Genomic DNA, 14,005 nt, shown 5'->3' with positions numbered 1-14,005 from the left:
CTCTTCGAACGCCTGTGTTCTCTCACCAAGACGCTCGTTGTCCGTTGATGCGGTGTCGGCACGTTCCCTATGCAGGTGGTGCGGGAATGGGAAAGCGCTTGCCTGCAACCGTAGGCCACGGAAAAACGTTTCGCAAGAGGGGCCGCGGAAAAACCTTTGAACGATTCATAACGGTCGGATCACGGGGTGGCAGCGGAGGGCCGATCTCGAGCGGGCGCCTCACCGAAGTCCGGGATCGGCAGGCGCTCGCCCCCGCGCCGAGCGGACTCGTGTGCGATCAGCCCGGGAACGGTGTAGCGGGCGGCCGTCCACGCGTTGACGGGGGGATGGACGCCGTCGATGACCGCCGTGACGAAGTCGTCGACGAGGAACTGGTGACTGCCGTCGTGGCCGTTCGGGGCGGCGGCGTAGCTCGCGGGCAGTCGGGAGGTGTCGTGTACCGGCGCATGCCCGCTGGCGAACGCCGGTCGCAGGTCGGAGGCGATGTGACGCAGAGCGGGATCGTCGGCATCCATCGAGGGCGCGCATTCGAGGTCTTCGGAGACGTCGTCGACCCCCGTCTTGTCCTGCCAGACGCTGACCTCGGCGAGCTGCTCGAAGCTGCCCTCGGTACCGAAGAAGCGAAAGCGCGACTCGCGGATGTGCGAGGGGTACCCGACGCGTCGGAACTCGTTGACGCGCATCGCGCCCCCGTCGGACATCTCGAACAGTGCTGAGGCGTTGGAGAAGTCGTTGCCGAAGTCGCTGACGTCGCGGTCGAACACGCCGTCGTCGCGGTCGTCGGCGATACCGACGCAGCTGACGCTGACGGCGTGGGCATCCAGCGCGCCGAGCACCCCGCCGATCGAGTGCGTCGGGTATTTCATCGGGGGGAAGCTGGCGGTGCGCTTCCACTCCGCTCCCCCGCTGTACTGGTATGCGGCATAGAACCCCAGGTCCATGTCGTGCACGTAGTCGCCCTCGGCGTAGAACACCCGACCGAAGGCCCCCTGCTCGCGTTTGGCGCGGGCGAAGACCGTCGCGGGGTTGTAGTGGCTGGTCTCGCCCATCATGTAGACCATCCCGCTGCGGCGGACGGCGTCGAGGATGGCCTCGACTTCGTCGACCGTGAACGCCATCGGCACCGTCGAATACACGTGCTTGCCCGCCTCGAGGGCTGCAACCGCCTGCGGTCCGTGCGTCCACCGCTGCGTGAAGATCGCGATCGCGTCGACGTCGGAGGCGAGCAACGCGTCGACGTCGTCGAACGTGCCGGCAAGATCGCACTCGCCGACCAGGGCAGTGGCCCGTTCGGGGATCACGTCGGTGACGTAGACGTCCCCGACTCCGGGATGCAGGGCGAACAGGGGGGCGAAGTGGCGGGCGAACTGCCCGGCTCCGACGATGCCGATGGAGATCATGGGTGTGCCTTTCTCAGTCGAGGACGACGTCCATCTCGATGAAGAACTGGTCGACGGCTTCGGGGATCGTGAGGGTGCCGAAACCGAGTTCGACGCCGAGCTGCCGGAACTTCTCCTCGAGGGAGCCCTGGCCCGAGACCGGCAGCGGCGGCGGGTCGCCGAGGCGGTCGGTGATCGACGCCTCGTACTGCTGCACCTGGGTCTCGATGGGGCCGAGTTCCATCCCGGCCAGCTGCGTGGAGGAGGCGGGCAGGCCGCGGTTGGTCCCGAAGATCTCGCCCACCTCGGGGTCGTTGACGAGGAAATCAATGAGAAGAGCGGCCTCGTCCGGATGCTCGGTGTTCGCGGCGATCGTGTACATCATCGACGACTTCAGGAACATGTCCTTCGAACCTTCGATGAGCGTCGGCGGAGCGACGAGAGCGATGTGCTCGGGCTCGACGCCGAGGTTCTGCACATAGCTGGCGCCGAAGTTGTCCCACTGCAGCTCGCTCGCCGTCACCGCCGAGTCGAAGGGTGTCAGCGGGCTCAGTTCCTCGACGCGCTGTGCCGAGACGGCAGCCCCGTCGCGAAGTGCCGTGCCCTGTTCCCAGAAGGCGGCCAATCGCTCGCGATCGAAGCCGGGTTCGCCGTCGTCGGTGAAGAGGTTGCCGCCCTCGGCGCGCAGCTGCAGTTCGAAGTTGCGGAAACCGACGGTCCAATCGCTTCCTCCGAAGACCCCGGCGTCGGCGCCGGCCGCGGTGGCCTCGGCGACCCATGTGTTGTATTCGTCCCATGTCCCGCCCGCGAAGGGCTCGAGGTCGAGCTCCTCGAGCAGTCCGAGGTTGTAGAAGGATGCCCACGTGTTCGTCGAGGTCGCGATGCCGAGGGTCTGGCCGTCGAACACGCCGAGCGCGAGCACCTCGTCACTGAGCGTGTCCGTCTGCAGCGGGTCGCCGAGGAAGGGGTCCAGGGGAAGGAGCAGGCCCGCTTCGCCGTACTGGCGCAGGTACTGCTCGCTGAACTGCATGACGTCGGGCAGCCCGCCTCCGGCCGCCTCGGTCTGTCGCTTCTCCCAGAACTCGGCGAAGCCGAGGAAGGTCGCACGGACGTCGATGTCGGGGTGCTCCTCCTCGAACAGGGCGATCGATTCTTCGTACATCTCGGCCCGCACGTCGTTGCCCCAGTAGGCGAAGTCGAGCGCGACCGGGCCGTCCGAGGCGGCGCCGTCGCCGGCGGAACACCCCGCGAGGCTGGCGGTCGCGATGACGGACCCCGCGGCGAGCGCGGTCCAGCGGCGATATCGGAACATCTTTGTCCTCCTGAGGTCGGGTGGGTAAGTAGCATGCTACACGGTAGCATGCTACTTGTGAACGCCTTTCGGAAACGGAGACCGCAATGACCCAGCCCAACATCCTTCTGCTCCATTGCCACGACCTCGGCCGCTTCTTGTCCGCTTACGGAATCGACTCGGTGCAATCGCCCGCGCTGGACTCCCTCGCGCGAGAAGGCGTCGTGTTCGAGCGGGCCTTCGCCACGGCGCCGCAGTGTTCCCCCGCGCGCTCGTCGCTGTTCACCGGCGACTATCCGCAGCAGACCGGGGTGCTCGGCCTCACCCATGACCCGCACGGTTGGGACATGATCGACCCTTCGCGGCACGTCGCCACGCAGCTGCGCGGTGCCGGATACGCAACCGAACTGGTCGGCATCCACCACGAGTCCCGCACGCTGCCCGACGATGAGGTCGCAGAACGCCTCGGCTTCGACCGCGTCGAAACCGGCGGGTACGCTCCCGAGGTCGCGCGTCGCGCCGCTGACGCGGTGAGGCGACGCGCGGACGGGAATCGCCCGTTCTACCTTCAGGTCGGATTCATCGAGCCGCATCGTCTGCAGTCGGATCGCGACGAGGCGGGGGTGGTCGGCTTTCTCGGTCCCCACATCCAGCCCGATCAGGAGCGCGGGGTGACGGTTCCGCCCTATTTGGAAGACACCGCATCCAGCCGCGCCGAGATCGCCGAACTGCAGGGGGCGGTGCGCACGGTGGACGCGGCCGTGGGGGAGGTGCTTCAGGCGCTCGAGAACGCCGGCGTCGCCGACCGCACACTCGTGGTCTTCACCACCGACCACGGCATCGCGATGCCCCGAGCCAAGTGCTCGCTGTACGAAGCCGGACTCGAGGTCGCCCTGATCGTGCGGGTGCCATGGCGTCGCGACCTCGCAGGGCGCCGCGTGTCCGCGATGGTCTCGCACCTGAGCGTCGTTCCGACGCTTCTCGACGCCGCCGGCGACGCGGAGTCGGACCGCACGGCGCCCAACCTGATCGCCGTCTCCGACGACCTCGAACCGGGGCAGAGCGAGGTGTTCGGTCAGATGACCTACCACAACTATTACGACCCGAAACGGAGCGTGCGCGACGAACGCCACAAACTCATCGTGAACTACTCCAACGCGCCCCTGGCGATGGATCCCACCCAGTCGTGGGCGCATCGATCTCTGCCGCTCGGTCTTGATCGAGGCAACATGCCCAATAACCTCGAGCGTGAACTCTACGACCTCGACACCGATCCGCTCGAACTGACCAACCTCGCCGCCGACCCGGCGCACGCCGACGTGCTCGACCGCCTCCAGACCGACCTCGACAGCTGGATGCGCCGCGTGGACGATCCGCTGCTGAGGGGGTTCATCCCCGCGCCCCGTACCCGGGCGACCGTTCCGGGAGCGGTTCCGGCTCGATCGTGACGCGGCGGGTGGGCGCCGCGAAGGGCGGACACGGCGCCCTACACTGAGCAGATGTCCAGCGAGCGTGCCGCGGAATCGACGTCGGAGCAGGTGTTCCTCGCGCTCCGCGACGAGATCATGCAGGGCGAGATGCCGCCGGGCAGTCGCCACTCGATCTACACACTCGCCGATCGGCTTGGCGTCTCGCGCACGCCGGTGCGCGAAGCGGTGCTGCGTCTGGCCGACATCAACCTCGTGACGATCGAGCGGAACCGCGGCGTCGTCGTGCGCCGGATCTCACTGGCCGACATGGAGGCCGCCTTCGAGATGCGTTTCCTCGTGGAAGGCGGCGCGGTGTCCTACCTTGCGGCCTCCGGCTCGCCCGACATCTCTCCCGAGCTCGCTCCTCACACCGTCCGGATGCGCGAGGCCCTCGAGGTCGAGGACGTGTCCGCCTTCGTCGCGGCCGACCGTGCCTGGCACGACGCCCTCGTGGCGGTGCTGGCCAACCCGTGGATGCAGGCGCAGATCCAGAACCTGCGTTTCGCGACACCGCCGCCGCCCGAGCGCACTCGGCCCCCTCGCGTGCGGCTGGGTGACATCCTCGACGAGCACGCGGCGATCACCGACGCGATCGCCGCCGGTGACCGTCAGGCTGCCGTCGCCGCGATGGGCACGCACCTGCGCAAGACGGCTCGCTCGCTCGTGCCTCACGCCGACCGGACCGATCTGTCGGACGAGTGGCCGACGACCCTCGCTCGTCACTACTGCGCGTGATGAGGGTCACGACGGTTCAGCGGACGCAGACCAGCACGTCGTCGACCACACGCAGTCGCGCGCGCTGCACGGAACTGCGTCGATGCAGGTCGTCGGAGGCGTCGGCGATCTCGGATCCGTCCCACCACGGGTGGGAGAAGAAGTAGATCCACGCAGCGTCCTCGCCGTCGACGATGACCATCGCGTGGCGTCCGATCTGCAGGGCGGATGCAGGAGGGCCGACCTCGTCGAGGAGGAGCCCCTCCTGCCGCTCCCACACGACCGCATCGGCCGAGCGGTGCACGGCGAGCCCGCGCCACTCGTCGGTGAGCATCCACCACCATCCGCCGAGATCGATCACGAACGGCCCCTCGTGCGGGCGGCCCTCGATAGCGGTTCCGCCTGCCGACCAGTCGGCGAGATCCTGCGACACGGCCACCTTCGTGACCGAGTCAGCCGCCTCGTCCTTGTACCAGAGCCGCCATCGGCCGTCGGGGCACCGTCTGACGGCGGCGTCGATCACGCGGTCGCTGTCGAGGGTGACGGGGCCCACGCGACGCCAGGTGCGCAGGTCGTCGGAGGTGTACTCCACGATGTGGCGCGCGTGGCCCTCCCACCGATCGGGGACGCCCTCGATCTCGGTCAGGTACATCCGCCAGCGAGTGCCGTCGTGCATCACCTCGGGCGCCCAGTGCGTGCGATCGACCTCGAGCGGCGGCGGTCCGGGTGTGAGTGCGAGGGCGCTCCCGTCGCCGGGCGCGAGCGTTCCCTCGTATTCCCAGCGATCGCCGTCACCGCTTCGCGCGACGCCGATGCGGCTGCCGTGCACCCACGCGACCCCCGGGCCGGGTGCGGGATGCGTCGCACGGCGCTGCGTGTAGAACATCCACCACCCCTCGGGTGCGCGCACGACGGTCGGGTCGGTCGCGCCGTCGTAGACGGGGTCGCGGTACACCTCGCCGGGTGCGGGGACAGCGGGATCCCAGGGCGATGCCGGCATGTCAGCGCGGCCGCAGGTCGGTCACCGGGCTCTCGAAGCCCGTGCGGTGCGTCGGATGCGTCGCGAGCTCACCCGGGGTGATCGGGCGCCCGTCGGCGGCGGCCGACGCATACATCGCTGCGACGATCTCCAGCGACCGTGCCGGCGCATCGGCGGTCGGCGGGAGCGGCCCGCCGGCGCGCAACGCGGTGAAGACGTCGTGCAGCAGGGGCGCATGACCGCTCGGGATCTCACGCGACGGCAGCTCCCACGTGGCCGCCTCGTGCTCGAACCCGGGCGCCGGGGTGATCGCCCAGTTCTCGTGACCGTGGCCGTAGAGGTGGTCGACCGTCACGGTGGCCTTCTGCGTGTCGATGCGGATCGAGCTGGTCTGGCGCGGGGAGACCGTGCTCGCGACGACCTGCGCGACGGTGCCGCCGGCGAAGCGAACCGTGGCGGTGGACGCGTCTTCGGTCTCGGTCTCGCGGTCCAGCCGCCACATCCGCGCCTCGACGCTCGCCCAATCGCCCAGCAGGAACGCCAGCAGGTCGAGCTGATGGATGCCGTGCCCGAGCGTGGTGCCCCCGCCCTCCGTGCTCCACCTGCCGCGCCACGGCACGGCGAAGTAGTCCGCGTCGCGGAACCACAGCGTCTGGCACTGTGCGATCAGCGGGCGGCCGAGGGCGCCGCTGTCGAGGAGGTGCTTCACGTGCGCGGCGGCGGTGCCGGTGCGCTGCTGGAAGACCACCGCGAGACGCCGATCGGCTGCGTCGGCGGCGCGCCGCATGTCGTCGAGCTCGTCGAGGCTCGGTGCGGGGGGCTTCTCGACCACCACGTGCGCTCCGGCCGCGAACGCCGCGAGCGCCTGCTCCCGGTGCACCGCCGGGGGCGTGCAGATCAGTACGACGTCGGGATGCTCACTCGTCAGCAGGGCCTCGAGGTCGTCGTGAACGGCCGGAACGTCGTGCATCTCCGCGAACGCGCGGGCGGCCTCGGCGGAGAGGTCGGTCACCGCCACCAGCCGGGCGGCGGGGTCGGCGGCGACGGCCTCCGCGTGCAGGCGGGCGACGTTGCCGGTGCCCACCAGGGCGCACCGCAGAACGCGGTCGGGGTCGGTGGTCATGAGCTCTCCTCCATGGGAAGACGTTCGGGGTCGGCGGGGGACGGAGGGGGTCAGCCCGCGGGCCATCGCCAGGTCTGCAGGCGCCCGCACATCCCGAACCCCCGCGGGCCGGGGGTCGGCTCGGCGCGCACCACGGCCGCGTCGGACATCAGGCCGGGGCTGCCCTCGGCGAGGGCAGCGAGCTGGTCACGCGTGCGCTCCGTCTCGGCGACCACGGTGCGCGTCCACTGCTGCTGCCACTGCGCGACGCGGGGCTGCACGAGCTTCGCGGCGCGGCGGTGGAACTCCGCGTACGCCTCCGGTCCCCGGTCGCGGATCTGCGCGCGCAGCTGCCCGTAGCCCTCGAGGGCGAGGTCGCGGCGGCGACGCGCGGCAGAGGCCTGCACATCGGGGTCGCCGTCGGGAAGGGTTGCGGCGGCGGCGTAGGCGTCGGGATCGTCGAGGACGTCGGGCGGAAAGGTGAGCACCGCATCCCCCGCCTCGGGGAGGCCCGCATTCTGCATGACCACGACCAGGCGCAGATCGCCGCGGTTCACCAGCCGGTGCACGGTCCCGGGCGAGAAGTGGACGACCTCCCCGGGAGCGAGCGGATGGATGGCCGCGCCGGCGTGCGAGAGGGTGTGCACCTCGCCGGTGCCGCCGGTGACCACATAGCCCTCGCTCGAGGCCGTATGCAGGTGCGGCGAGCCGCCCGCCAGCCCGTCGGCGCCCTCGGTGTCGTAGACGCACAGGTCGCTCACCGCGACTCCGCCGGGGAAGAGGGGCGGTACGCGGATCGGCCCGGTGAGGGGGTGACCCGCGGTCACGGTGCCAGCTCCGTCGCGATCGCGCGGGCCTCGTCCTGATCCCACATGCGGTCGCCGAAGACGTATCGGTGCGCGAGGGTGATCTCGGTGTCGGGCGCGAAGGCGATGTGCTCGTCGAACGACGGCGAGGGGCTGAGCACCGGGAACGGCTCGGTGCGCACGAACCACTTCACTGGAGGCGGCGCCGACGACCGCCCGGCGTAGCAGAGCACCGTGCCCCCGCCGTCCACGTCGTCGTGCTGGCCGGAGAAGGCGACCCACGGCGCCTCGGCGCCCATGAGCGCGCCAGGATCGGAGGTGACGGGCGAGGTCACCGTCCCCCCGGTCCACGCCCGCGGCATCCGCAGGAAGAAGCCCGTGTAGCCGGCGTTCGGTCGCCCCTGCGTGGTGGGACTGCCGAGTTCGAGGGTTCCGCCGCTGACGTTGTGCAGCGTCGTCTCGAAATCGAGGACCCACAGGCCCCGCTCGCGGTCGACGCCGCCGAAGCGGTGCGTGCGCCGCTCGGTGATCCACTCCCGGCCGGCCTGGGTGATCCACGTGAGGTCTTCGCGGAACGAGACCTCGTCGCCGGCGGTGCGCATCGCGGTGAAGCCGTCATGGCGCATGCGGCCGACGTTGTCGCGAGCGACGTAGCCCTCGCCGTCGATGTAGGTCGGGCCGCCCCAGAAGTTCTCGCCCGAGACATGCGTCCACGTGAACTGCAGTCCCTTGTGCCAGCGGTGGTCCCACGGGCGGAAGCCGGTGAGCAGCCCACCATCGAGGGCGCGGATCGGATGCAGGTAGGGCTTGGGTCCCTCGAAGGCCGGCGCATCGGCGTCGAAGACGTAGGTCGCGATCTCGACCGTGTCGGCGGTCACTCTCAGCCGGGTGTCCTCGCGCGTGATCATGAGCGTCATGCCGCGGTCTCCTTCACCGGCGCCCAGGGCGCCCCGTCGCCGTCCATCCGGGTCATGAAGGCATCGTCGCCCGAGATCTCGCCCGCCGCCACCCGCACGCCGCGGAAGGCCGAGGCGTAGGTCGCCGCGGCGAATTCCAGCGTGCGTCGCGCATCCACGATCGACACCTCCGGTTCGCCGCCGTCGGCGAGGGCGTCGATGATCGCCGCGAGCTGCAGGCGGTGCCCGCTCACGACGTCGTCGTCGCCGGCGCCCGTGTGCCACAGATCGGCGAGGTGCTCGTGGCCGGGAGCGGGGGTGAACCTCCAGTCGGCATCGGTGTAGCCGTAGAGGTGCTCGAGTTCCACCGTCGCGAAGGCGAAGTCCACGCGCAGCCGCGTGGTCTCGCGCGGCGACACGACCGAATTCACGACGGTCGCCAGGGCGCCGTTGTCGAACCGGGCGAGCACCAGCGACACGTCCTCGGTGTCGGTCGGCCGCGACTGCCGTGCGGCCATGGCCGACACCTCCGACCACGGTCCCAGGATGCTCAGCAGCAGGTCGAACTGGTGGATGCCGTGCCCCATGGTGGGTCCGCCGCCCTCGGTGTCCCAGCGCCCGCGCCACGGCACGGCGAAGTACTCGTCGGGGCGGTGCCAGAGCGTCTCGCACGTGGCCACCAGGGGGCGTCCGAGCACGCCGTCGGCGACCAGCCGGCGCAGCCGCAGCGCCGTCGCGCCGAACCGGTGCTGGTAGACCGTGAGGATCGGAACACCGGTCGCCTCGCTGACCGCGGCGAGCTCGTCGACCTCGGCGAGGCTGAGCGCGGTGGGCTTCTCCACGAGCACCGGCACGCCCGCCCGCATCGCCGCGATCGCGAGGGGCGCATGGGTCTGCGGCGGTGTGCAGACCGAGACGATGTCGAGGTCCGCGGCGGCGAGCAGCTCATCCGCCGTCGCGTAGGTCGCCGGCCCCCCGAAGCGATCCGCGAACTCGGCCGCACGCGCGGGGTCGAGGTCGGCGACGCCGACGAGGGTGATCCGGGGGTCGAGCTCGGCGATCGCGGTCGCGTGGGCCCGGGCGATGGCGCCGGTGCCGATGATGCCGGCCCGCAGCGGTGGGGATGCGGTGGTCACGAAGACTCCTCCTCGAGTCGGTGTCGGTTCAGATCGATCCGGCCTGCGTGAGGTGCAGGTCGGCGTAGCGGCCCTCGAGATCGAGCAGCTCGGTGTGATTCCCCTGCTCGACGATGCGCCCGCGTTCGAGCACGACGATGCGGTCCGCCTGGCGGATGGTCGACAGCCGGTGGGCCACGATGAGGGTGGTGCGCCCGGCCATGAGGCGACCGAGCGCCTCCTTCACCAGCTGCTCCGACTCGGGGTCCAGCGCACTCGTGGCTTCGTCCAGGAGCAGGATGCGCGGGTCGCGGATGAGCGCCCGGGCGATCGCGAGGCGCTGACGCTGGCCGCCCGACAGGCGCGCACCGCGCTCGCCCACGAGGGTGTCGAGGCCATGCGTCTGCGCCTGCACGAACTCCAGGGCGTTCGCATCGGCGAGCGCCTGCAGGATGAGCTCTTCGGAGACGTCGTCGAGGCCGTATCCGATGTTCTCGCGGATCGTCCCCTCGAACAGCACCGATTCCTGCGGCACCACCGACACGAATCGGCGCGCCGTGCGCAGGTCGAGCTCCTGCATGTCCACGTCGTCGAGCAGGATGCGCCCGCCCGTGGGGCGGAGGAAGCCCAGCACGAGGTTCAGCATCGTCGACTTGCCCGACCCGCTCGAGCCGACGAAGGCGACGGTCTGCCCCGCGGGGATGCGCAGGTCGATCTCGTGCAGGGAATCCTCGTCGGCGCCGGGGTAGCGGTGCGACACCTGCGCCAGGGTGATCTCGCCGCGGACGGCGTCGACGGGGCGCTTGCCCTCGTTCATCTCGAGGTCGGGCTCCTGCATGACCTCGGCGATGGAGCGCACCGATTCCAGCCCGCGGGCGCCCACCGGGATCAGCATGAGCAGCTGGGTCAGCCCCTGGGTCAGGAGCGTGAAGTAGGTCGACAGCAGCACGACCTCACCGGGGGTGATCGGGAGGAACCCGGTCAGGGCGAAGACCGCGGCCAGCACGAGGCAGCCGACTCCGAGCAGCTGCATCGCGACCCACGAGATCGAGGCGACGTGTCCGTTGAGCATGTCGAGGTTGAGCCCCGCGCGCCGCACCCCGTCTGCGCCGGTCGCCACGCGCGTGACGGCGGTGCGCTCGAGGCCGTGCGCACGGGTCACCGGCATGAGCGAGGCCATTTCGCCCACGCGCGCCGAGAGCACCTCCACCTCGCGTCGGAACAGCTCGTTGCGGCTGCGCGAGCGCTTGCGCAGGCCGTAGCGGATGCCGATCGCGATCGGCACGGCGAGTGCGTACACGGGAAGAAACTGCGGCACCGCGATCGCGGTCATCGCGAGGGCCCCGATCATCACCATCGTCGCCGACAGCAGCGGGTGGGTCACCTGCTGCAGCATCAGCTCGACGTTCTCGACGTCGCGCACGACCTTGGTCTGCACGATCGAGGAGCTGACACGGGAGTGGTATCCGATCGACAGGCTCTGCAGGCGCTGCGCGAGAGCGTTGCGCAGATCGGCGCCGGTGTCGCGCACCACGGTCATGAACTGCCGCGTGTAGAGGATGTGGTTCGGGTAGTTCTGAGCGAGGAGCACCACTGCCAGCACGAACCACCACAGCACGGCGGAGACGTCGCCGCCGTCGGCGACGATGTCGATGATCGCGGCGGTGATCACCGGCAGGAACCACAGCGGGATCTCCTTGAGGGCGAATGCGAGAACCGCCACGAGCATCCGCCACGGTCGCCGCAGCAGCAGGCGGAGCACCGACCGGGTCGGGCGCTGGCCGTCGATGGCGTCCGACAAGTCGGGAAGCGTTTTCCGAGACATCGTGTCCATGGTAGCGCCGATGCTGCGCGGCGTCACCGGCGGATGCGCCGCGCTCGCCGGATGCGCCTTCACCGGCGGAGGCGCCGCGGTCGCTGTATGCTCCGCGGTCGCTTTTTGCGGGTGCGTGGCCTCCCCACCCGCAAAAAGTGACTGCGGAGCAGGGTGGCGGGTGCTGCGGAGCAGGGTGGCGGATGCCGCGGAGCGGCCGCCGACGCGGCCCGCTGGGAGATTCCCGCGAGCTTCAGCCTGCCGTGACGAGCGCCCCGGTCGTCGACGCGCGCACGACGAGCTCGGGTTCGAACAGCACCGTCGCACCGTCGCGCTCGTCGCCGGCGATGCGGGCGATGAGCAGCTCCGCGGCGCGACGCCCCATCTCGCGCGCCGGCTGACGCACCGAGGTGAGGGGCACCGCCGCGACGGAGGCGAACTCGATGTCGTCGTAGCCGACGACGGCGATGTCCTCGGGCACCCGCACACCCGATGCGATGAGCCCGAACACGATGCCGCACGCGAGGTGGTCGTTAGCGGCGACGATCCCGTCGGGGCGGCGATCGGTGGGCGCGGCGGCGATGCGCTCGCCGAGTTCCCGGCCGAGCTGCGCCGTCGTGCGCGCCGACCAGACGACCTCGAGTGTCGCGTCGGGATGCGCGGCGACCGCCGCTCTCGCGCCCTCGAGGCGCTCGCGCACCTGCCGCACCTCCTCGCGCGCGCCGACGAAGGCGAGTCGGCGGCGGCCGGATTCCAGCAGGTGATCGGCCGAGAGCCGGCCGCCGGCGACGTCGTCGAAGGAGACGGCGGGCAGCGCGCCCTCGTCGTCGACCGCATCCACCAGCACGACCGGGATGCCCCGCGCGCGCAGGTGCGAGATCGACTCGCCCGGGGCGCCGTACGGGGAGACCAGCACGCCCTCGACCTGCACGCGCTCGAACAGGCGCAGGTGCTCGCGCTCCTTCTCGGCGTCGTCGTCGTCGTTGCCGACGAGGATGCGATAGCCCGATGCGGCGGCGGCCTCCTCGGCGCCGGCGACCATGGCGGCGAAGAACGGGTTGGCGATGTTGATCACCGTCATGCCGAGCATCCCGCTGCGCCCGGCGCGCAGCTGCTGAGCGGCCTGGAGGGGCACGTACCCGAGGTCGTCCGCCGCCTGGCGCACGCGTGCGACGAGCTCGTCGCGCACCCGCTCCGGGCGGTTCAGGGCGTTGGAGACGGTGCTGATCGACACGCCCGCGCGCTCGGCGACATCGCGGATGCCCACTCGCTTCATCGCGTCCTCGTGATTCCGCCGGGCTCGTTCGTCCGGCATCCCCATGGTAGGCGTTTTCCAGAAAAACGTTTCGCATCTGTCCGCCGGTCGGAGAATCGCGCCGATGTCGGAGGATTCGGCCGGTATTCTCCGACCGACGCGCGATTCTCCGACGATCAGGAACGGACACCATGACCGAGACGTACTCCGCCGCCTTCGACTGGGCCCGCCGACAGGTCGACACCGGGGCGCTGCCCACCGCGGTTCTCGGCATCGCCGACCGGTCCGGCGTCGTCGCCCTCGACGCCTTCGGCAGCACCGACGGGCGCCCGGCACGCGTCGACGACCACTACTTCCTGTGGTCGATCACGAAGGTGCTCGTCGGACTCACCGCGGCGCGCGCGGTCGAGCGCGGCCTGCTCACGCCGCAGACTCCGCTGACCGAGGCGCTGCCGTCCTTCGGGCAGGGGCGAGAGGATGCGGTGCTCCTGCGTCACCTCGTCTCGCACACCGCGGGCATCCCCGAGCCGGCGCTCGACGTGCGCGGCGGCCTCCGCGACGCCCTCCTGGCGCCGGGGCGGGACTTCGCCGCCGGCACGGTCTCACGCTATTCGTCGGTCGCGTTCGACGGTGTCGCCGCGATGATCGAGCACGCCGCCGGTGCGCCGTGGGAGGCGCAGCTGGGGGAGTGGACCTCGGCGGTCGGCGCCGACGGGGTGACCCTCGACACGGACTGCGAGCCGCACGCGGTGCCGGATGCCGCCGAGAAGGGCGTCAACATGGCGGCGTTCGCGGCGCTCCGCCACCCGGGCGCCGGCGCCATGGCCCGTGCGGGCGACCTGCTCGCGATCGGATCGGCGCTGCTGCGTCAGGGCGAGGGGATCGTCTCGCCGGTCACTCTCGACATGATGCGCCGGCCGATCACCGGCGCCATCCCGCGCCTCGAGCCGTATCCCGTCGAGCGCGGCCAGGACTGGGGCTTCACGTGGAATCTCCGCACCCGCGCGCCGGGCCTGCTCGACACCGACGTGTACGGGCACGGCGGATGGGCGGGCACCGAGTTCTGGATGCATCCGACCCTCGGCGTGGCCTACGTGCTGCTCACCAACCGCGCCGAGCGCCCCACGGTCGACACCGACCGTCTCGACAACGCCGTCGCCGCAGCCGCCTCGCGAGGCTGAGGCCA

Annotated in this window: 12 protein-coding genes; 3 read left to right on the top strand and 9 right to left on the bottom strand. The window is 70.7% G+C overall.

Translation table 11 applies throughout. From position 1 onward, the window contains the following. Positions 1-179: 179 nt before the first annotated feature. Positions 180-1,400: a Gfo/Idh/MocA family protein gene (locus B3S45_RS14580; protein ID WP_286721527.1), complete on the bottom strand. Its 1,221-nt coding sequence runs from the start codon at positions 1,398-1,400 to the stop codon at positions 180-182. A gap of 13 nt (positions 1,401-1,413) precedes the next feature. Continuing rightward, the gene (locus B3S45_RS14575) at positions 1,414-2,691 is read right to left on the bottom strand and encodes an ABC transporter substrate-binding protein (RefSeq protein WP_286721525.1); all 1,278 of its coding nucleotides are present in this window, start codon (positions 2,689-2,691) and stop codon (positions 1,414-1,416) included. Positions 2,692-2,777: 86 nt separating this feature from the next. On the opposite strand from B3S45_RS14575, the gene B3S45_RS14570 reads away from it, so the two are divergent. Both B3S45_RS14570 and B3S45_RS14565 read left to right on the top strand, forming a co-directional pair. Continuing rightward, positions 2,778-4,118 carry a sulfatase family protein gene (locus B3S45_RS14570; protein ID WP_286721523.1) on the top strand — a complete coding sequence of 447 codons (1,341 nt, stop codon included), beginning with the start codon at positions 2,778-2,780 and terminating at the stop codon, positions 4,116-4,118. 51 nt (positions 4,119-4,169) lie between these two features. Further along, positions 4,170-4,874, top strand: coding sequence for a GntR family transcriptional regulator (locus tag B3S45_RS14565; RefSeq protein ID WP_286721522.1), 705 nt, complete (start codon positions 4,170-4,172; stop codon positions 4,872-4,874). Positions 4,875-4,890: 16 nt separating this feature from the next. On the opposite strand, the gene B3S45_RS14560 is transcribed toward B3S45_RS14565, so the two are convergent. From B3S45_RS14560 to B3S45_RS14530, 7 genes are all read right to left on the bottom strand, one after another. Then, positions 4,891-5,853, bottom strand: a complete 963-nt coding sequence (locus tag B3S45_RS14560) for a family 43 glycosylhydrolase (protein WP_286721520.1) — start codon at positions 5,851-5,853, stop codon at positions 4,891-4,893. 1 nt (position 5,854) lies between these two features. After that, on the bottom strand, positions 5,855-6,955 hold the full coding sequence (locus tag B3S45_RS14555; protein ID WP_286721518.1) for a Gfo/Idh/MocA family protein: 1,101 nt from the start codon (positions 6,953-6,955) through the stop codon (positions 5,855-5,857). A 50-nt stretch (positions 6,956-7,005) separates the two neighbouring features. Beyond that, on the bottom strand, positions 7,006-7,695 hold the full coding sequence (locus B3S45_RS14550) for a cupin domain-containing protein (protein WP_286721516.1): 690 nt from the start codon (positions 7,693-7,695) through the stop codon (positions 7,006-7,008). Between the two features lie 62 nt (positions 7,696-7,757). Then, positions 7,758-8,657: a PmoA family protein gene (locus tag B3S45_RS14545; RefSeq protein WP_194383833.1), complete on the bottom strand. Its 900-nt coding sequence runs from the start codon at positions 8,655-8,657 to the stop codon at positions 7,758-7,760. Then, the gene (locus B3S45_RS14540) at positions 8,654-9,772 is read right to left on the bottom strand and encodes a Gfo/Idh/MocA family protein (protein WP_286721514.1); all 1,119 of its coding nucleotides are present in this window, start codon (positions 9,770-9,772) and stop codon (positions 8,654-8,656) included. Before B3S45_RS14540 ends, B3S45_RS14545 begins: the two co-directional genes overlap by 4 nt. A 28-nt stretch (positions 9,773-9,800) precedes the next feature. Then, on the bottom strand, positions 9,801-11,576 hold the full coding sequence (locus tag B3S45_RS14535) for an ABC transporter ATP-binding protein (protein ID WP_286721513.1): 1,776 nt from the start codon (positions 11,574-11,576) through the stop codon (positions 9,801-9,803). Positions 11,577-11,817: 241 nt separating this feature from the next. Then, entirely contained in the window at positions 11,818-12,879 is a 1,062-nt protein-coding gene (locus B3S45_RS14530) for a LacI family DNA-binding transcriptional regulator (protein WP_228480832.1), read from the bottom strand. 131 nt (positions 12,880-13,010) lie between these two features. Between B3S45_RS14530 and B3S45_RS14525 the strand changes: the two genes are divergently transcribed. Beyond that, positions 13,011-14,000, top strand: a complete 990-nt coding sequence (locus tag B3S45_RS14525) for a serine hydrolase domain-containing protein (RefSeq protein ID WP_286721510.1) — start codon at positions 13,011-13,013, stop codon at positions 13,998-14,000. The last annotated feature ends 5 nt before the right edge of the window (positions 14,001-14,005 follow it).

The sequence above is a fragment of the Microbacterium sp. UBA1612 genome, from assembly GCF_002321605.1.
Lineage (GTDB): Bacteria > Actinomycetota > Actinomycetes > Actinomycetales > Microbacteriaceae > Microbacterium > Microbacterium luteum.
Note: the sequence above shows the minus strand (reverse complement) of the source record. Positions and strands in the feature narration are given on the sequence as shown.